This is a genomic window from Micromonospora sp. NPDC050417 (genome assembly GCF_044458865.1).
In the GTDB taxonomy this organism is placed as follows: Bacteria; Actinomycetota; Actinomycetes; order Mycobacteriales; family Micromonosporaceae; genus Micromonospora_G.
Genome location: NZ_JBITIH010000020.1, coordinates 1 through 18601, shown reverse-complemented (window position 1 = coordinate 18601; position 18601 = coordinate 1). Strand labels below are relative to the sequence as shown.

Genomic DNA, 18601 nt, shown 5'->3' with positions numbered 1-18601 from the left:
GGGGCCGCGTCGCGTCACCCCGGCCGGGGCGGCGAGGTGACACCCACCACCGCCGGCACGGGCCGACCCCGCCGGCAGGCGCGTCGACTTGGCGCGCTGTCGTACGGGTGGGGCAGGATGCATCTCGTGTTGTATCTCCCGCGAAAGTCGATCATCATCGCCGGCGTAGGGCTCCCCGCCGCGCAGGGACCGGCCCGCCGGCCGGGTCCGGTCAGGGGCCGGCGATGAGCGACCCGCTGGCCGGCGGCACGCCGGACAACCCGGGCGAGGAGGTCGGCCGGGTGCTCGGCACCGCCGACGCCACCCCGTTGCAGTTCTGGACCGCGGTCGCCCCCGGCAGCTACCTGCAACTCGACGACGTGGTGGTGACCCGCCGGGAGCTGCCCGACCGGGAACCGGTGACGATCGCCGGCGTGGTCACCCAGGTCCGGGCCCGGCACGAGGGCGCCCAGTTCGACTCCGACGTCTTCGCCATCGCCGACGGCACCCTGCCGGCCCAGGTCCAGGAGGCCGCCGAGATCACCACCACCCGGGTCGACCCGGAGTTCTACGTGCCCCCCTCCCCCGGCGCGCTGGTGCACCGGGCCCAGGGCGAGGCGCGCGACTCGGCGCTGCACTTCGACCGGATGGAGCGGCGGGTGCCGATGGGGACCGGCCGGGACGGGGTGCCGGTCTTCCTCAACGCCGACTTCCTCGACGGCAGCCGGGGCGCACACGTCTCGATCTCCGGCATCTCCGGGGTGGCGACCAAGACCAGTTTCGCCACCTTCCTGCTCTACTCGGTGTTCCGCTCCGGCGTGCTCGGCGGCGACGCGGTCAACGCGAAGGCGCTGATCTTCAACGTCAAGGGCGAGGACCTGCTCTTCCTGGACCACCCGAACACCCGACTCGACGCGGCCACCACGGCGGCGTACGCGAAACTCGGGCTCACCGCCGGCGCCTTCCCCGACGTGCGGGTCTACGCCCCGCCGAGGGCCGGGGACGCCTCCGGCACCCCGGACGTCAGCAGCCGATTGACCGGGGTGGACAGCTTCTACTGGACGCTGACCGAGTTCTGCGCCGACCGGCTGCTGCCGTACGTCTTCGCCGACGCCGACGACGAACGGCAGCAGTACACGATGGTGGTCCACTCGGTCACCGCCCACCTGCACCGCTACGCCCAGCCGGCCGATGGCGGGGTGAGCATCGACGGAGTCCGGGTGCACTCCTACCCCGACCTGGTCGACCACATCGTGGAACAGCTCACCGACGAGGAGACCCGTTCCACCTGGGCCGGCAGCGCGATCAACACCGGCACGGTGAACGCCTTCGCCCGACGACTGATCAACAGCAAGAAGGACCTGGGCCGGCTGATCCGGGGCGACCTGGCCACCCGCCGCCCGCACCGGATCAACACCGCCGAGAGCGCCCAGGTCACCGTCGTCGACCTGCACAACCTGCCGGACCGGGCGCAACGCTTCGTGGTCGGTGTGACGCTCAAGACCGAGTTCGAGAACAAGGAGAAGACCGGCACCGCCAAGCCGCTGCTCTTCGTCGTCCTCGACGAGCTGAACAAGTACGCCCCGCGCGAGGGCTCCTCCCCGATCAAGGAGGTGCTGCTCGACATCGCCGAGCGCGGCCGTTCCCTCGGGGTGATCCTGATCGGTGCCCAGCAGACCGCCAGTGAGGTCGAGCGGCGGATCGTCACCAACTCGGCGATCCGGGTGGTCGGCCGGCTCGATCCGGCCGAGGCGTCCCGCCCCGAGTACGGTTTCCTCCCCCCGGCCCAACGCCAGCGGGCCCTGCTCGCCAAACCCGGCACGATGTTCGTCAACCAGCCGGACATCCCGGTCCCGCTCTGCCTGGAGTTCCCCTTCCCCGCCTGGGCCACCCGGGTCTCCGAGGCCGGCCAGGCCCCGTCGGAGACGCTGCGCTCGATCACCCAGGCGGCCGACCCGTTCGCGGTGGTCGGCTCCGGGGCCGGCGCGCTGACCGACGACGACATCCCGTTCTGAGGACCCCCCGTGAAGATCCTGCACACCTCCGACTGGCACATCGGCAAGGTCCTCAAGGGACAGTCGCGGGTCGCCGAGCAGGTGGCCGTGCTCGCCCAGTTGGTCGAGGTCGCCCGCGCCGAGCGCCCCGACCTGGTCATCGTCGCCGGTGACCTCTACGACACCGCCGCGCCCACCCCGGAGGCGACCCGGCTGGTCACCCGTGCGCTGACCGCGCTGCGCGCCACCGGGGCGCAGGTCGTCGCGGTCGGCGGCAACCACGACAACGGCCCGGCACTGGACGCGTTGCGACCCTGGGCCGACGCGGCCGGGGTGGCGCTGCGCGGCAGTGTCCGGGACAGCCCGGACGAGCACCTGGTCGACGGGGTGACCGACGGTGGCGAACGGTGGCGGCTGGTCGCGCTGCCGTTCCTCTCCCAGCGGTACGCGGTCCGCGCCACCGAGATGTACGAGCTGACCGCCGCCGAGGCGAACCAGACCTACGCCGACCACATCGGACGGCTGTTCCGGCGGCTCACCGAGAGCTTCACCGAACCGGACCGGGTGCACCTGGTCACCGCCCACCTGACGGTGGTCGGCGCGACCACCGGCGGCGGCGAGCGGGAGTCGCAGACCGTGCTCGGCTACGCGGTTCCGGCGACGGTCTTCCCGACCAACGCCCACTACGTCGCCCTCGGCCACCTGCACCGGTCCCAGCAGGTGCCCGGCCCGGCGCCGATCCGCTACAGCGGCAGCCCGCTGGCGATCGACTTCGGCGAGGAGGAGAACCACCCCTCGGTCACCATCGTCGAGGTGACCACCAGCACCGCCGCCAAGGTACGTCAGGTGCCGATCACCGCCGCCGCACCGCTGCGTACCGTCCGAGGCACCCTGGCCGAACTGGCCGAACTGGCACCACCGGAGGGCTGGCTGCGGGTGTACGTACGGGAGACGCCCCGAGCCGGGCTGCGCGAGGAGGTGCAGGCGCTGCTCCCCCGTGCCCTGGAGGTACGGGTGGACCCGGAGCTGCTCGCCGCCGCGAGCCGTACCCGGGCGGCGCCCCGGGCCGGCCGCTCCCCGCGTGAACTCTTCGGCGACTACCTGGACGGCCGGGAGCCGGAAGCCGACGACGTACGCGACCTGTTCGACGAGCTGTACGAGGAGGTGGGCGGGTAGTGCGTCCGCTCCGGCTCGACCTGGCAGGCTTCACCGTCTTCCGTGAACCCACCACCATCGACTTCACCGACGCCGACTTCTTCGCCCTGGTCGGGCCGACCGGTTCGGGCAAGTCGACGGTGCTCGACGCGATCTGCTTCGTCCTCTACGGCACCGTGCCCCGCTGGGGCGGCACCCGGGGCATCGCCAACGCGCTCGCCCCGTCCGCCGTGGAGGCCCGGGTCCGACTGGTCTTCGACTCCGCCGGTGCCCGCTACGTGGCGACCCGGGTGGTCCGGCGGGACAGCCGGGGCAACGTGAAGACCGGCAACGCCGGGCTGCAACTGATGCCCGACGGCTTCGACGTGACCAAACTCGACACCGGGATGAGCCCGGAGGATCTCGGCGAGGTGATCGCCGGCACCCCGGCCGAGATGGAGGCGGCGGTGCTGACCGCGGTCGGCCTGCCGTACGAGCAGTTCACCAGTTGTGTGGTGCTGCCGCAGGGGCAGTTCGCCGACTTCCTGCACGCCAAACCGGCCGCCCGGCAGGAGATCCTGGTCAACCTGCTCGGCCTCGGCGTCTACCAGAAGGTCCAGCAGGCGGCGACGGCCCGCGCGGTGGCGGCGGAGGCGCGACTCGCCGCCGTCGACCAGGTGCTGCACGGGCTCACCGACGCCGACGAGCAGACCCTCGCCGCCGCCACCGCACACCTCGACGCGATGCGCCGGCTCGACGCGGACGTCCGGGCCGCCGTACCCGAACTGCACCGGGCCCGCGCGGCGGCGGACGCCGCGGCCGGCCGACTCACCGCCCTCGACGACGAACTCGCCGAACTCGACCGGATCCACCCGCCGGCCGACGTCGCCGCCGTCACCCGTGCGGTGGTCGACGCACGCGCCGCCGCGGCCGAGACCGCGTCGGCGGTCACGCTCGCCGAGGAGGCCGAGGAGAAGGTACGCGGCGAGCTCGCCGCCACCGGGGACGCCACCACGCTGCGGCTGCTGCTCCAGGCACACACCGAACGGGACCGGGTGGCCGCCGAGGCGGAGTCGCTCGGCGGCGGGCTGGCCACCGCCGAGGCCGAACACGCGCAGGCGGTAGCCGCACTCGACCAGGTACGGGCCGCCGCCGCACGGGCCGACACCGAACTGGAGGCGGCCCGCCGGGCGTACCAGGAGGCGCAGACCGCCGACCGGGCCGCCGCGCTGCGCGGTCACCTCAGCGCGGGGGCACCGTGCCCGGTCTGCGAGCAGGAGGTGCACGTGGTGCCGGCGCTGCCGGCCGGTTCGGCGGTGACCGCCGCCGAGGCCGCCGGCCACGCCGCCCGGACCGCCGCCGACGCCGCCGCGAAGCTTCTCACCGAACGGGACCGGGCGGCCCGCGCGCTGGAGCGTGACCTGGACCGGGCGCGGGCCCGCCACGACCAGCTCGCCGCCGCCCTGGCCGAACTCGACGGCCGGCTCGCCGACTCGCCCGGCCCGGCCGCCCTGCGCCGCGAACTCGCCACCCTGGACCGGTTGCGGGGGCAGCTCGACCAGGCCGGCACGGCGGTGCGGACCGCCCGCGAGGCGTCCCGGCGGGCCCGGGTCGGGGTCGAGACGGCCGAGGAACGCGTCCGGCTCGCCGGTCGGGACTTCGACACGGCCAGGGACCGGATCGCCCGGCTCGGCCCACCCGCCGCCGACCGCGACGACCTCGCCGCCGCCTGGGCCCACCTGCGGGAGTGGGCCTCCCGGGAGGCGGAGCGTCGCCGGGCCGACCGGGTCGACGCCGCGGCCTCGGTCACGCAGGCGCGGGCCGCCACCGAGACCGTCGCCGCCGGCATCGACGCGCTCTTCGCCGACGCCGGGGTGCACCGCATCACCGGCGGTGCGGCGGGCGGATCCGCGTCCGACCCGGTCGCCGCCGCGGCGGTCGCGGTGGTGGCGGCCGAAGCGGAGGTACGGCGCCTCACCGAGCGGCGCGAGCAGGCCGAGGCGCTCACCGCGAAGCGGGTCGAGCACGAGAACGCCGCCCGGACCGCCCGCTCCCTCGCCGGGCACCTGCGGGCCAACAACTTCGAACGTTGGCTGCTCGCCGAGGCACTCGACCTGCTGGTCGACGGGGCCTCCCGGATCCTGCGGGAACTCACCGGCGGGCAGTACGAACTCAGCCACGACAAGGGCGAGTTCTCCGTCATCGACCAGCACGACGCCGGGCTGCGCCGGGGCGTACGCACGCTTTCCGGCGGGGAGACCTTCCAGGCGTCCCTGGCCCTGGCGCTCGCCCTCTCCGAGCAGCTCGCCGGCCTCTCCACCACCACCGCCAGCCTGGAGTCGATCCTGCTCGACGAGGGATTCGGCACCCTGGACGTGGCCACACTGGACACCGTGGCGGCGACCCTGGAGACACTCGCCGCCCGAGGGGACAGGATGGTCGGCGTGGTGACCCACGTACCGGCCCTGGCGGAACGGGTGCCGGTCCGGTACGAGATCCGCAAGGACGCGCGTACGGCCAGGGTGGAGCGGGTCGGATGACCAGTCCCGACGCGCCCCCGCCCCGGCTCTTCGTCGACGGCTGGGACCCCTCGTACGGCGCCTCGTTCGAGGCGGCCGGCGGGCCGGCGACACCGAGCAGCGCCCAGGTCGACCCGAGCGTCGAGATGCCGGCCGACCAGTGGCGCGCGGTCGCCCCGCCGGACGGGCTGCGCCCACCGGACGTGGTGCTGCTCGTCGACGGGGTACGCCGGATCGACGCCAGCGTCTGGACCCGGGAACACGACGGTGCCTCCTACCCCGGCATCGCCGCCTCGTACGCCGCCGGGGTGGTCCGCTGCGACCTGCGGCGTGGGGCGGCCGAACTGGCCGGTGCCCGGGTCGCCCGGGGACTCTTCACCGCCAGCCCGTCCGCCGGGGACGTGGTCGCCGGGCAGGTCCGCTACTCGCTGCACCGGGTCAGCGGCACCGGCGAGCTGAGCAAGCTGCCGGCCGCCGTGCAGGGTCCGCTGACCGCGCTGGAGGTCGAGGTCTCCGGCGCCGCCCGCAGCGACGACGACCTGCTGGTGGTCGACGGTCCGTTGCGTAACCGGCGCCAGTTGCCGCGTGCGATCGGCTACATCAAGACCCAGCACAGCCAGTATCTCGACGCCCGGCTCACCGCCGTGGTCACCGGGCTGGCGCCCGGCGAACGGTCACCGGTGTTCAAGCTCGGCACCGCCTGGGGCGGCTACTCCTGGTATCTGCGTCTGCCGGGCACCGCCGGTGCCCCGTGGGCCGGTGTGGTCCGGGTCGAGTGCTCCGCCGAACTGGATCCGTCGGAGGCGGTCGGGCTCGCCGACCGGTCCCTGGTGACCCTGCCCCGGTTCGCCTCGTCCCCGTACAAGGACCCGCGTGCGCCGCAGAACCTGATCCCGATCGCCGGCCTGGAACGTCGGCTGCGGGCCCTGCTCGGCGACGCCCGGCTGCTGCACCGGACGCTGACCGTGGCCGCCGGGCGGGCGTCCCGCTGACCGGTGATCCTGACCATGGTCGACGGCCCGCTACCGGTTGACCGGCGATACTGGTCGCCATGGCACGTAAACGAGGTCCGGACCGACTTGCCGTACGGGTCGACACCGGCCTCGCCGAACTGGTGCCCGATCCCGACCGGCCGCGCGCGTTCACGCTCCACCTGGACGGCGCACCGCAGTCGCACGTCGACCTGGACGACCCGACCCACCTCGAATTCGAGTACGTCCGTCGGATGGCCGCCGCGATCGACCTGATCGCCCCGGCCGGGCAGCCGCTGCGGGTGCTGCACCTCGGCGGCGGCGCGCTGACCCTGCCCCGGTACGTCGCCCAGACCCGCCCCGGCTCCACCCAGCGGGTGGTCGAGGTCGACGCCGCCCTGGTCGAACTGGTCCGGCGGGAACTGCCCTGGCCCCCGCAGGCCCGGCTGAAGGTACGGGTGGCGGACGCCCGGCAGGCCCTGGAGTCCTCCCCGGACGACTCCTACGACGTGGTCATCGCGGATGTCTTCGCCGGTGCCCGAACTCCCGCCCGGCTGACCTCGGTGGAGTTCGCCGGCGAGGTGGCCCGGGTGCTCCGGCCGGCCGGCACCTACCTGGTCAACGTCGCCGACGGTGGCGACCTGCGGCACGTACGCGCGCAGGTCGCCACCGTCGGCTCGGTGCTGCCGATGGTCTGCCTGGTCACCGATGCGGCGGTGTTGCGCGGCCGGCGGTTCGGCAACCTGGTGCTGGTCGCCGGCCGGGTGGCCCCACCGGTGGCCGAACTGACCCGTCGCGCGGCCGGTGACTGGTTCCCCGGCCGTGTCCTCGCCGATGACGAACTCGATCGTTTCGCCGGCGGGGCCAAGGTGGTGGTGGACGCCACCGCCACGGCCTCCGCCCCGCCCCCGGCCGGCGCCTTCGGCGTCGCCGGGTGACCTGTACCGGCTGAGTGGGCGCAACCGCCGCACCCGGGCCGGAGCCGGAAGAAAAATTGTTTGATCCGTTGCCGGACGGAATCCGTACCCCTCGGTGCCTGATGACGGGAAGCGGAGGGGTGAATGCGTACGGTGACCGAAGAGCGGCCTGCCGATCTGGTCCGGGCGGACTGGGTGCGCGTACCCCGACCGCGAAGAGAAATTGATGCCGGGGGCGGTATCGACGTCCGAAACGCGGCCGGCAATGATGGGCGCGTGACGCCACGATCGGCTACCGGCCGCCACCAATCCGGATCAGCCGAGGCCAACCGTTCGGACGATTTGGTTCGGCTTCTGTACGAGCAGCATGCGGGCCCTCTGCTGATGTTCGTGCTCCGCCTCACCGGCGGGGACCGGCAACGGGCCGAGGACGTCGTACAGGAGACGCTGCTGCGTGCCTGGCGCAACGCGCACCGGCTCGGTGCCCAGGGACAGACGTCCCTGCGGCCCTGGTTGGTCACCGTCGCCCGACGAATCGTCATCGACGAACACCGAAGCGGTCAGGCCCGGCCAGCGGAAACGTACGACCGTGATCTGGAAACATTCTCCGAAGCTGACGAAACCGAACGGGTGCTCCGCCTGATGACGGTTACCGACGCACTCCGCACGCTGAGCGACTCGCACCGGGAAATCCTGGTCGCGACCTATTTCCGGGGCCGTACGGTGCCGGAAGCCGCCGAGGAGTTGGGGCTGCCACTGGGCACCGCCAAGTCCCGGGTCTACTACGCGCTACGCGCCCTGCGGACCGCGCTGCAACAGCGGGGGGTGACCGAATGAGCCGGTCCGATCACTTCGACGTCGCCTCGTACGCCCTCGGTGTGCTCGACGAGGAGGACACCCTACGGTTCGAGGAGCACCTGGCCGACTGCTGGGCCTGCGCCGGCGAACTGGAATCGATGCTGCCGGTGGTCGACCTGCTCGCCGAGGTCGACGGCGACGACCTCGCGGTGATGGAGCGGTCCACCGCCAACGACCAGCTCGTCACCCGGGCGTTGAACGTCGTCAGCCTCGACCGGCGCCGGGCCCGCAAGCAGCGGGTCCTCAGCCTCGCCGCGGGCGTGGTCGTGGTGGCACTGCTGAGCGGCCTGGCCCTGGTCGCCGGGGCGAGCTGGGTCGGCGGCACGAACAACGCCACCAACAACAACGCACTGCCGGTCCCGTCGACCTCGCCGTTCACCGGTGGTGGGTTCGGCGGCCCCGAGATGGCCGACGCGGAGAAGCTGACCGTGACCGACAAGGACACCGGGGTGAAGGCGGATCTGCTGCTGGACGCCCGGCCGTTCGGCACCCAGGTGTCGTTCGCGCTGAGCAACCTCACCGGTCCGCGTACCTGCCGGCTGGTGGTGCTGCGCAAGAACGGCGACCCCGAGGTGCTGTCGAGCTGGACCGTGCCACCGGAGGGTTACGGCACCCCGGCCCACCCGGAGCCGTTGCTGTTGCAGAGCACCACGTCGGCGCAGCGGACCGACATCGACCGGATGCAGGTGCAGGCGGTCGACGCGAAGGGAACGCCGACCGCGCTGGTGACCGTTCCCCTGTAGCCGTCCGACCCCCGGGGCCTCAGGCTCCGGGGGACTGCCCGACCCGGTCGGCGAGCCGTCGGAACACCGCCTGGGTGGGCGAACCCGGCTCCGGCACGTAGACGATGATCCGCTGGTCGGCGTCGGGTACGTGCAGCATCTGGCACTCGAACTCCAGCGGCCCGAACTCGGGGTGCGGCACCCGCTTCACGATCCTTCGGCGGACCTCCACCTCGTGGTCGGCCCAGAACCGAGCGAACCGGGGCGAGGTGCCGAGCAGCTCGGTGACCAGTTCCTCGATGCTCCGGTCCCCCGGGTAGCGCCCGTACGCGGCACGTAGGTCCGCGATCGAACCGCGTACGAACCGCAGCGTGTCGGGGTCGTCCCAGTGCCGGTCCGAGTCGTGCCCACGGAACATCCAGCGGATCATGTTCCGGTCAGCGGTCGGCACCGTGTCGAGGTCGCCGACGAAGTGGACCGCCAACCGGTTCCAGGCGAGCACGTCGTACTTGGCGTCGACGACGTACGCCGGTGTCTCGGTCATCGCGTCGATCAGGTGCCGTACGCCGGGGGCCACCTCCCGGCTCGGACCCGTCGTCGCGGGCGCGCTCTCGCCTGCGATCTGGAACAGGTAGGCGCGTTCGTCCCGGTTCAGCATCAGCGCCCGGGCCAGCGCCATCAGCACCTGCCGGGACGGGTGCGGGCCCCGACGCTGCTCCAACCGGATGTAGTAGTCGATCGACATGCCGGCGAGCTGGGCCACCTCCTGGCGGCGCAGCCCCGGCGTCCGGCGTCGGATGCCGTCGGGCAGCCCGACGTCGCGCGGGCGCAGCCGCGCCCGTCGGCTCCGCAGGAACGCCGCCAGTTCGTCGCGCCGCGGTCCGGCCCCCGCATCCACCCCACCCATCAGCCAAGGGTGCCCCAACCGGCGGCGGGGTGGGTGGTACCGGCGGTACCAGCCTCGGCCGGTCTCTCCCGCCCGGCCGCGCCGGTCGACAGGCTCGCTCCCATGACCACGAAGATGACCGCCCTGATCACCGGGGCGAACAAGGGAATCGGATTCGCCACCGCCCGGCAGCTCGGCGGACGCGGCTTCACCGTGCTGGTCGGGGCCCGTGATCCGGAACGGGGCCGGGAGGCCGAGCGGGCGCTGCGCGACGGCGGCGCCGACGCGCACACCGTGGCGCTGGACGTCACCGACGAGGAGTCGGTGGCCGGCGCCGCGACGTGGATCGAGGACCGGTACGGCCACCTGGACGTACTGGTGAACAACGCGGGGATCGTCCGGGCCGACGGGAGCGCGCTGCCGAGTGAGACGACGCTGGCGACCCTGCGGACGGTGTACGAGACGAACGTCTTCGGCGTCGTCGCGGTCACCAACGCGGTGCTGCCCCTGCTGCTGGCCGCGCCGGGCGCCCGGATCGTGAACGTCTCCAGCGAGGTCGGCTCGATCGGGGTCATGACCGACCCGACGAACCCGCTGTTCCCGCTCACCTCGGTGCCGTACCCGTCGTCGAAGACGGCGCTCAACATGGTCACCGCCATGTACGCGAAGGAGCTGCGGGACACGGTGGTCAAGGTGAACGCGGCGAACCCCGGTTACTGCGCGACCGACCTGAACCACCACAGCGGGTTCCGTACCTCGGAGCAGGGGGCCGAGGTGAGCGTGCACCTGGCCACCCTGCCCGGGGACGGGCCGAGTGGACTGCTGTGGGGTTACCTGACGGACGGCTCGTACGGCGTGCTGCCCTGGTAGCTGTCAGACCCGACCGGCGGGTGCCCTGCGCTGCCGGGGCACCTGCCGGTTGAAGCACGGGTGCAACGCCACGACCAGCGCGTCCTTCGTACCCCCGGGGTTCTCGGTCTCCTGCCAGCGGACCGTGCAGCGGCCGAGCCACTCGGCGATGTCGGCGGCCGGCGCCGCACTGCCCGGGGTGTCGAGAATCTGGCCGACCTGGTCGTGCAGTGGCGACGAGCCGCGGCTGCCGGTGAGGTGCTGGCGGAGCCGGCGCCGCAGGTTGCCGGTCCAGCCGACGTAGACGACCGCGCCACCGTCGACGACCACGTGCACGCCGGGCGAGCTGGGAGCGTCGGCGACGGCTTCGATGGTGTACGGCTGGGCGGCGGTGAAACCGGCCAGCAGATCGTCACGGGTGAGGTTGAGCATGCTGGGACGCTACCGATCCGGGCCCTCCCTCGTCACCCCCGCACCGGCGTGGTGGTCCGCGCCCCGCCGCGCGCCGCGGTACGGGAAATCGCGCGCGACAGTTCAACCCACCTGCTGTGAAATTGTCCACGGTGAATCACTCATCCGCTCGGCGCGACTCCCCGTACTTCCGGGTGACCAGCCAAGCTGAGGAGGACACGTGGCACTGATGAAGCGAACCGTCACCGTTGCGAGCACGCTGGCTGCAATGACCGCGATCGCCGCCCTGACGGCTTGCGCTCCGGCCGGGTACGACGGAACCCAGGCCGCCGACCCGGAGCCGGTGGCGAATGCCGAGGTGGCGGCTGCGGCTTCGCCCACTCCCGAAGCCTCCGCGTCTCCGGCCAAGCCCCCGGCGAACGTCCCTCTCACCACGCAGTTGATCGCCAAGAAGGTCGCCAAAATGGGCTCGGTGGTAACCGACCAGAAGGGCTGGATCCTCTACCGGTTCGACAAGGACTCGGCGAATCCGCCGACCACGAACTGTAATGGTGACTGCGCCCGGGTCTGGCCGCCGGCGGTGACCGACGGCAACACCGAACTGACCGGTGTCGAGGAGGAAAAGGTCGGCGAGGTGACCCGGGAGGACGGCACCCGTCAGCTCACCCTCGGCGGCTGGCCGCTCTACCGCTACGTCGGCGACCTGAAGCCGGGCCAGTGGAAGGGCCAGGGCGTCGGTGGTACCTGGTTCGTCGTCGCCCCCGACGGCAAGAAGAACCTGAGCTGCCTGCCCGAGGGCACCCCGAAGGCGGTTCCCCCGCCGCCGGTCGAGGGCGAGGGCGGTGCCGCCGAGAGCACCGGCGGCGACGCGTACTCGTACTGACCGGTGGCCCCCGACGCGTCGGCCGGCCGTTGCCGTACGGGCGCGGCCGGCCGGCGCCCGGGGGACGTTCCCGGTCAGCTCGCCTCGGCGAGCCGCCGGGCGGCCGACGCGGGAACCGGCACCTCGGCGGCGGCCGGTACGGCGGCGGTCGCGGTGACCGGTGCGGTGGCGCGGGTCGGCACGGTGACCGTGGTGGTGGCGAGCATGGATCGGGTGATGGAGGTGAAGGCGTGCGGCGCGTTGACCGCGACCAGACCGACGAGTCGGCCGTCATCGTGGTAGCCGACCAGCACACCGGCCCGGGCCACGTCCCGACGACCGGGTCGCAACTCGGTGACCATCACCTCGGCGTGCTCGGGAAGCTCGCCGCAGACCTGGATGCGCAGCCCGTACTGGTCGGACCAGAACCTCGGCACCACGGTCACCGGCGGCACCTCGCGATCACCGGCGAGCAGGGTGTGCGCGGCGGCTCGCCCCTGCTGGAGTGCCGCGATCCACTGCCCGTACCGGCGCGGCCGGGCGGAGTAACGGAGGTTCGGCCAGCGGGCGACGGTGCCGGCGGCGACCACGCCCTCGACGCCGAGCACCCGCAGGCTCTCGTCGCAGCGCACCCCGTCGCTGACGTCGATCCCGGTACCGTCGAGCCAGTCGACGTCGGGTCGCTCCCCGGTGGTGGTCACGACCAGGTCGGCGAGGAGTTCGTCGCCGTCGTCGAGCTCCACCAGCCAGCCTCGGCGACGCCGGTTCAGGCCGGTGACCCGACGGCCGAGCCGCAACTGCACCCCGTCGCGGGCCACCTCCTTGGTGACCAGGCGGCCGACCGTCTCACCGACGGCACGGCCGAGGACGTACGGCGACGAGTCGACCAGTACGCAGTCGCGGGCCAGGGTGCGGACGGCGGACGCGACCTCGCAGCCGGTGAGCCCGGCCCCGATCACCACCACCCGCTGGGCGTCGCGCAGGGCACCGCGCAGCGCCCAGGCGTCGGTGAGCGTGCGCAGGGTGTGCAGCCCCGGCTCGCCCTCCGGCCAGTCGCGCGGCAACGCGGCTCGGGCACCGGTGGCGATCACCAGTCCGTCGTATCCGAAGCGCTCACCGGTGTCGGTGGTGACGATCCGGGCGTCCGGGTCGAGGTGCACCGCCCGACGGCCGAGGTGCCAGTCGATCTCGGCGCCGTCGAGCACCGGCATCCGTACGTCGCTGGGGCGCCGGTCTCCGGTGAGCAGTCCCTTCGAGCAGGCCGGTCGGTCGTACGGGGCGCCCGGTTCGTCGCCGAGCACCCGTACCTCGCCACGGAAACCGGCGCGGCGCAGTTCCTCGGCGGCGGCCACTCCGGCCCGACCCGCGCCGACCACCACCACCCGGTCGTACGCCGAGCGTGGCGCACGTCGCCGCCTCACGACCCACCGTCGCGTCGGTGCACCCCCGTGCCGCTGGCCGAGGGCACGGACCCGGGGCCGGGACGGGGCCGGGGACGGCGTCCGGCGCGGGTGGGCCGGTCGATCCCGGTGTCTGCGTCCACATCGGGATCCCGCTCGACCGGCAGCGGGGTGAGCACGGTGGTCGGCACCCGGTTGAGGGTAATCGCCCGCGCCGGGCAGACCTCGACGGCACGGAGCACCGCGTTGGTCTGGTCGCCCGACACCATGGCCTTGTACGCCAGCCGTCCGTCACCGCGCAGAGTGAAGACGTCCGGTGCCTCGTGTTCGCAGAAGCCGAACCGGGCGCACCGGTTCGCGTCCACGTCGACGGCGATCTCCTGCCCGTGTCGGCGGGAGGTGAACCGGTCGCCGAGGTCACGGCGGAGGTCACTGATCCACGGAGTGGTCGTGATCCACACCGCCACGGTGGAGAGCCAGGCCACCAGCACGCTGCCCCAGACGACGGGCGGCCCGACATCCGATCCGGAGATCAGCACGTGTGCGACGAGCAGCATGAACGCGACGTACGTCAACGCGTGCAGCGCCCGCCACCGGGTGTATCCCAGCCGCCTCTGGACCAGTACGGAGAGCGTGGTGGCCACCATCAGTTCCAGCGCCACCGTGCCGACGCCGATGCCGATCGGGTCGGTCGGGTTGAGGAAGGGGACGAACTGGTCGACCAGCCGGACCGGGCCACCGGGGGACGCGAGCTGGGCAAAGCCGTGCACGAGCCCGAGGCAGAGCCCGAGCAGGGCGATCGTGGAGTGCGTGGCATGAGCGGTCGAGTGTCGTATCCGGGTGAGCGCCCAGCCGTTGCGCAGGACCAGGCCGGACAGCACCGCGAGCCAGAGCAGGAAGAATGAAATAAATCCCACGGTCGCGGCGATGAGATGCACGCTTTCCTGCGCACTACGCACGCCTGCGGTCCTCCTATTCCGGGTGGCACCGGTCGAGAGTTACAGAGGGAAACCAACCCAACGCCTGGTGTCTATATGAATCTGGGCTACCAGCCAGTATGGTAGCCCGGGCGCAAAAGTCAAGGCGACCCTGACCATCCTTGTGGCCTGGGCATTGAACCGCACCCACCAGTCGAACGGCCGATGCTTGCGGTTGACCTTCGCCAACATAAGTTCCTGTTAAGTAAGACCTAAGAGTTCCCTATCTTGTTGACCCCGGATTGACGGTTGGACAATGCGATCCGTACGGTTTCCGGGCAGTCGAAGATTTGTTGATTGTCAGGGGGAGGTGAGCCCATGTCGACCGCACCGCCACGTTCCCGGAGCGGATCGAACTGGCCGTTTGCGCTGATCACCGGAATTGCGGGTGCGCTGCTCGGCGGCGTGCTCGGCGCCCCGGTGGCGGCCTCGGCCGCCGTGCTCGGCGGCCAGTCGACGCAGGCCCAGCCGGTACGGGCGCCCCAGCCGATGCCGGCACACGCGGTGCCACCGGCACTGGTGTACGGACCGGTGGCCGCGCACCCGTCGGGCGGCCCGGTCAGCGGCGAGGTGCCGAATCCGCTCGCGGAGATGCCCGCCAAGGCGTCCGCCGCCGGGCCGGTCGGGCCAGCCGACCGGGACCTGCTGGTCAAGGTCAAGCTGGCCGGGCTCTGGGAGATGCCGGCCAGCGACATGGCGGTCGCCAAGGGCGCGTCCACCAGGGTCCGTGAGGTCGGCGGCAAGATCGGCCCGCAGCACATGACCCTGGACGACCTGGTGAACAAGGCGGCGGCCAAGCTCGGCGTGGCCCTGCCCACCGAACCGACCCCCGAACAGAAGGGTTGGCTGGCGGAGATGCAGCGCGCCACCGGCCCCCAGTTCGACCTGGTCTTCGTGGAGCGGCTGCGGGCGGCCCACGGCAAGATCTTCCCGGCGATCGGCGCCGTACGCGCCGGCACCCGGAACGAGGTCGTCCGCGAACTCGCCGCACAGGCCAACGCGTTCGTCCTCACCCACATCACGCTGTTGGAGAGCACCGGCCTGGTCGACTACGAACGGCTTCCGCTGCCCCCCGCCCCCGCCCCGGCCGCCGCGGCAGCGGCCGTCGTGGGCGGCACCGGCTCGCTCCTCAGTGGAGTCGACACCCGCGCCGCCACCGGTGGCGTCAACCCGACCGTCGTCTGGCTCGTGCTGCTGGCCGCGCTGATCGCCGGTGCCTACAGCATGGTCCGCCTGATCCGCCCCCGCTGATCAACCCTCGAAGGAAGAGGTGCTCCACGTGAACGACACCCCCGCCCGCAGCTCTCGGCAGCGCCGGTCGAACCGACCGCCCCGCCGTACCCGGCTGATCGCCGTACTCTCCACGTTGGTCGTCTTCGGCGGAATCGTCGCGGTCACCCAGGTCTCCTCCGCGGGCACGCTCGGCTGGCGCCCCCGTAACAACTTCTGCCCGCCGGCGACCACCCCCGCCCGGCCCACGACACCCCCCGGGGCGAGCGCCTCTCCCGGGGCGAGCGCACCGGCGGCCACCCTCAACCCCGGCAGCCCGGCCCCCACCGGCGGCGTGCCGAACCCCTCCAACACCGCGGCGGCCTACCACGACCACGGCTCGATCCAGCACCCCGGCGACGGGCAGGAGCCGCTGATCGCCGGCTCGCAGAACCGTCAGCAGGACCGCAACCGGGGTCGCAACTGCACCCCCCGCCCCGGTACGTCGAGCAGCGCTCCCCCGGTCGGCAACCCGGCCAACCCGGGCGCCCCGCTGGAGATCCTCGGCAACAGTTGCGAGCAGAGCCGGAAGCAGCCGCACGACGGTTTCCAGAACGGCGACCGCTGCGTCAGCACCGAGTTCGGTGAGGTCGGCACCGCCGAGGACAACCCGTCGCTGCTGATCACCCAGGCGCCGCGCCGAGTCCGGATCAACCAGTCGTTCACGATCCGGGTCAGCACCCGCAACCTGGTCCGGGACCGGTTCCTCGCGGCCGGTCAGGGCGGCTACTACAAGGAGAGCTCGTTCCTGACCGAGGACGGCCTGGTCCGTGGCCACTTCCACACCGCCTGTCGGATGCTGACCAGCGACCGGAGCGCACCGGACCCGGCGCCGGTGCCGGCGTTCTTCGTGGCGACCGAGGACGGCAAGGGTGGCGCCCAGGCCGACGAGGTCACGGTGACCGTGCCCGGTCTGCCTGCCGCCGGTGAGGCGCAGTGCGCCTCCTGGGCCGGCGACGGTTCACACCGGGTGCCGATGATGCAGCGGGCGAACCAGATCCCCGCCTTCGACGTGATCCGGTTGACCGTCACCCGGTAGCCGACCATCGACGGACGGGAACGACTTCCCGGAGCAGGTGGGCACACCGTCAGTCACCCCTCCACGACCGGTGTGTCATCAGGTCCCCCACCCATCCCACGGCTGACCCGCGACCGAGCGGACGGACAAGGAAGGACGGCGCACCACTGCCAGGTCAGCCGACCTGCTCCGGGCAAGACCGGCACCGGGACGCGCACGGGCGTCCCGGTGCCTTCCCGTTTCCGATGTTCGCCCAGGTTTCGGTGTTCGCCCAGGTTTCGGTGTTCGCCCAGGTCAGCCCGGGATCGCCCGGGCCCTTCGCGGACGACGGAGCGTGGCAGAGTGAACGGGTGACCGAAACGGCAGCAGCGGCGACGCGGACCCTCCGCCCGCCCGACGGCTACCATCTGGCCGCCTCCGTCGGACTGCTCGCCATGGGTAACCACGACCCGTGTGCCCGTTTTGTCGACGGCGCGTTCTGGTGGGCCACCCGTACGCCGGACGGGCCGGCGACGCTCGCGCTGCGGCGTACCGGCGGGGAGTTGCTGGCGACCGGTTACGGCCCCGGTGCCCCGTGGGTGCTCGACCGGGCCGACGCGATCGCCGGACTCCGTGACGACCTGACGGGGTTCGCGGCGCTGGCCGCCACCCACCCGGTGGTGGCCGAGCTGGCCCACGCCCACCGGGGACTGCGGATCCCCCGTACCGGGCAGGTCTTTCCCCGACTGCTTCGGACGATCATGGAACAGAAGGTCACCGGCACGGAGGCGTTCCGGGGCTACGCGGCCACCGTCCGGCACTTCGGCACCCCTGCCCCGGGGCCGGTGTCCGCGCTCTGGACCCCGCCGGAACCGGCCGCGCTGGCGTCCGCCCCGTACTGGGTGTTCCATCCGTTCGGGGTCGAGCAGCGCCGGGCCGAGACGCTACGTCGGGCCGCGGCGGTCGCCGACCGGCTGGAGCGGTGCGCCGACTCGGACGAGGCGACCCGGAGGTTGACCGCGATCGTCGGGATCGGGCCGTGGACCGCCGCCGAGGTGGTCCGGACCGGCTACGGCGACGCCGACGCGGTGAGCGTGGGCGACTACCACATTCCGAACATGGTGAGCTGGGCGCTGGCTGGGCAGGCGCGCGGGGACGACGCCCGGATGCTCGAACTGCTGGAGCCGTTCCGCGGGCACCGGGGACGGGTCTGCCTCCTGCTGGCCGCCGCCGGCGTCCACGCTCCCCGTTTCGGCCCGCGCATGCCGCTGCGCTCCTTCGCCCGCTTCTAGACGAGTAAGTCCTATCTCTGGTCAGTGGTCGTAGGCGATCAGGGACCTGGTCACGGGTTGGCCGGTGGTCCGGTTGTGCCAGATGGCGGCGGTCATCGCGAGGAGTCGCTGCGCGACCCTGGCGGCTACGCCTTCGATGCTCCGGCCGCCGTGTAGTTCGAGGTCGAGTTGGCCTTTCAACGTGTCGTTCACCGACTCGATGAGCTGGCGGATCGGTTTGAGTAGGTGCTCGCCGGGGCGTGGGGTGCGGTTGCGGTACGACGGTCGCAGCAACCGGACCCCACGTTCGGTCAGCCACCGGTCCAACTCGGCGGAGACGTATCCCTTGTCGGCCACGATCAGCAGGCCTGGGCGGTCGGTGACGAGGTCTGGGTCGTGTTCGAGGATCGCGGTCAGGACCTGCCGCTCGTCGACCTTCGGGGTCGCGAGCGCCCAGGCGACAGGCAGACCGGACGGGGTGCAGACCAGGTGCAGGCGCAGGCCCCAGAAGAACCTCGAGTGCGAGGCGCAGTAGCCGTACCCTGCCCATCCTGCCAGGTCAGACCGTTTCACGGTCGGCCTGGA

General features: G+C 72.4%; 16 protein-coding genes and 1 pseudogene. 12 read left to right on the top strand and 5 right to left on the bottom strand.

Translation table 11 applies throughout. The annotated features are described in order from the left end of the window. Positions 1–224: 224 nt before the first annotated feature. From ACIBF5_RS24150 to ACIBF5_RS24120, 7 genes and pseudogenes are all read left to right on the top strand, one after another. Positions 225–1994, top strand: coding sequence for an ATP-binding protein (locus ACIBF5_RS24150; protein ID WP_396815142.1), 1770 nt, complete (start codon positions 225–227; stop codon positions 1992–1994). A gap of 9 nt (positions 1995–2003) precedes the next feature. Continuing rightward, entirely contained in the window at positions 2004–3149 is a 1146-nt protein-coding gene (locus ACIBF5_RS24145) for an exonuclease SbcCD subunit D (RefSeq protein WP_396815141.1), read from the top strand. Next, positions 3149–5647 (top strand): AAA family ATPase, encoded by a 2499-nt coding sequence (locus ACIBF5_RS24140; RefSeq protein WP_396815140.1) that lies wholly within the window; start codon positions 3149–3151, stop codon positions 5645–5647. The genes ACIBF5_RS24145 and ACIBF5_RS24140 overlap by 1 nt, the downstream gene beginning before the upstream one ends. Next, a complete protein-coding gene (locus tag ACIBF5_RS24135; protein ID WP_396815139.1) occupies positions 5644–6618 on the top strand; it encodes a hypothetical protein in 975 nt (324 codons plus the stop codon). The genes ACIBF5_RS24140 and ACIBF5_RS24135 overlap by 4 nt, the downstream gene beginning before the upstream one ends. A gap of 59 nt (positions 6619–6677) precedes the next feature. Then, positions 6678–7535 carry a spermidine synthase gene (locus tag ACIBF5_RS24130; protein WP_396815138.1) on the top strand — a complete coding sequence of 286 codons (858 nt, stop codon included), beginning with the start codon at positions 6678–6680 and terminating at the stop codon, positions 7533–7535. 252 nt (positions 7536–7787) lie between these two features. Next, positions 7788–8351: pseudogene (locus tag ACIBF5_RS24125) on the top strand (sigma-70 family RNA polymerase sigma factor); the annotation flags it as partial. Then, complete coding sequence (locus ACIBF5_RS24120) at positions 8348–9115, top strand: anti-sigma factor family protein (protein ID WP_396815137.1); 768 nt, start codon at positions 8348–8350, stop codon at positions 9113–9115. The pseudogene ACIBF5_RS24125 and the gene ACIBF5_RS24120, both read left to right, overlap by 4 nt. 19 nt (positions 9116–9134) lie before the next feature. Here ACIBF5_RS24120 and ACIBF5_RS24115 read toward each other — a convergent pair whose 3' ends face one another. Next, positions 9135–10001: a helix-turn-helix transcriptional regulator gene (locus tag ACIBF5_RS24115; protein WP_396815136.1), complete on the bottom strand. Its 867-nt coding sequence runs from the start codon at positions 9999–10001 to the stop codon at positions 9135–9137. A 102-nt stretch (positions 10002–10103) separates the two neighbouring features. On the opposite strand from ACIBF5_RS24115, the gene ACIBF5_RS24110 reads away from it, so the two are divergent. Next, positions 10104–10850, top strand: a complete 747-nt coding sequence (locus ACIBF5_RS24110; protein WP_396815135.1) for an SDR family oxidoreductase — start codon at positions 10104–10106, stop codon at positions 10848–10850. 3 nt (positions 10851–10853) lie between these two features. Here the strand turns inward: ACIBF5_RS24110 and ACIBF5_RS24105 are convergent, their stop codons facing one another. After that, on the bottom strand, positions 10854–11261 hold the full coding sequence (locus tag ACIBF5_RS24105) for a hypothetical protein (protein ID WP_396815134.1): 408 nt from the start codon (positions 11259–11261) through the stop codon (positions 10854–10856). Between the two features lie 208 nt (positions 11262–11469). On the opposite strand from ACIBF5_RS24105, the gene ACIBF5_RS24100 reads away from it, so the two are divergent. Continuing rightward, entirely contained in the window at positions 11470–12123 is a 654-nt protein-coding gene (locus ACIBF5_RS24100) for a hypothetical protein (RefSeq protein WP_396815246.1), read from the top strand. Positions 12124–12197: 74 nt separating this feature from the next. Here the strand turns inward: ACIBF5_RS24100 and ACIBF5_RS24095 are convergent, their stop codons facing one another. Continuing rightward, positions 12198–13523, bottom strand: a complete 1326-nt coding sequence (locus ACIBF5_RS24095) for an NAD(P)/FAD-dependent oxidoreductase (protein WP_396815133.1) — start codon at positions 13521–13523, stop codon at positions 12198–12200. Next, positions 13520–14461 carry a ferric reductase-like transmembrane domain-containing protein gene (locus ACIBF5_RS24090; protein WP_396815132.1) on the bottom strand — a complete coding sequence of 314 codons (942 nt, stop codon included), beginning with the start codon at positions 14459–14461 and terminating at the stop codon, positions 13520–13522. Before ACIBF5_RS24090 ends, ACIBF5_RS24095 begins: the two co-directional genes overlap by 4 nt. A 336-nt stretch (positions 14462–14797) precedes the next feature. On the opposite strand from ACIBF5_RS24090, the gene ACIBF5_RS24085 reads away from it, so the two are divergent. The 3 genes from ACIBF5_RS24085 to ACIBF5_RS24075 all read left to right on the top strand — a co-directional run bounded on the left by ACIBF5_RS24085 (position 14798) and on the right by ACIBF5_RS24075 (position 18037). After that, on the top strand, positions 14798–15730 hold the full coding sequence (locus ACIBF5_RS24085; RefSeq protein ID WP_396815131.1) for a DUF4142 domain-containing protein: 933 nt from the start codon (positions 14798–14800) through the stop codon (positions 15728–15730). A 28-nt stretch (positions 15731–15758) separates the two neighbouring features. Further along, the gene (locus ACIBF5_RS24080) at positions 15759–16787 is read left to right on the top strand and encodes a Pecanex-like protein 1 (protein ID WP_396815130.1); all 1029 of its coding nucleotides are present in this window, start codon (positions 15759–15761) and stop codon (positions 16785–16787) included. A 329-nt stretch (positions 16788–17116) separates the two neighbouring features. After that, positions 17117–18037: a DNA-3-methyladenine glycosylase family protein gene (locus ACIBF5_RS24075; protein ID WP_396815129.1), complete on the top strand. Its 921-nt coding sequence runs from the start codon at positions 17117–17119 to the stop codon at positions 18035–18037. A gap of 21 nt (positions 18038–18058) precedes the next feature. Here ACIBF5_RS24075 and ACIBF5_RS24070 read toward each other — a convergent pair. Next, a partial coding sequence (locus ACIBF5_RS24070) for an IS982 family transposase (protein WP_396815128.1) occupies positions 18059–18601 on the bottom strand: 543 nt, incomplete at its 5' end.

Coding starts and splice junctions, on each gene's coding strand:
- ACIBF5_RS24085 (WP_396815131.1), top strand. CDS start 14,798: ATGTCGACCGCACCGCCACGTTCCCGGAGCGGATCGAACTGGCCGTTT.
- ACIBF5_RS24150 (WP_396815142.1), top strand. CDS start 225: ATGAGCGACCCGCTGGCCGGCGGCACGCCGGACAACCCGGGCGAGGAG.
- ACIBF5_RS24130 (WP_396815138.1), top strand. CDS start 6,678: ATGGCACGTAAACGAGGTCCGGACCGACTTGCCGTACGGGTCGACACC.
- ACIBF5_RS24105 (WP_396815134.1), bottom strand. CDS start 11,261: ATGCTCAACCTCACCCGTGACGATCTGCTGGCCGGTTTCACCGCCGCC.
- ACIBF5_RS24120 (WP_396815137.1), top strand. CDS start 8,348: ATGAGCCGGTCCGATCACTTCGACGTCGCCTCGTACGCCCTCGGTGTG.
- ACIBF5_RS24100 (WP_396815246.1), top strand. CDS start 11,470: ATGAAGCGAACCGTCACCGTTGCGAGCACGCTGGCTGCAATGACCGCG.
- ACIBF5_RS24135 (WP_396815139.1), top strand. CDS start 5,644: ATGACCAGTCCCGACGCGCCCCCGCCCCGGCTCTTCGTCGACGGCTGG.
- ACIBF5_RS24115 (WP_396815136.1), bottom strand. CDS start 10,001: ATGGGTGGGGTGGATGCGGGGGCCGGACCGCGGCGCGACGAACTGGCG.
- ACIBF5_RS24110 (WP_396815135.1), top strand. CDS start 10,104: ATGACCACGAAGATGACCGCCCTGATCACCGGGGCGAACAAGGGAATC.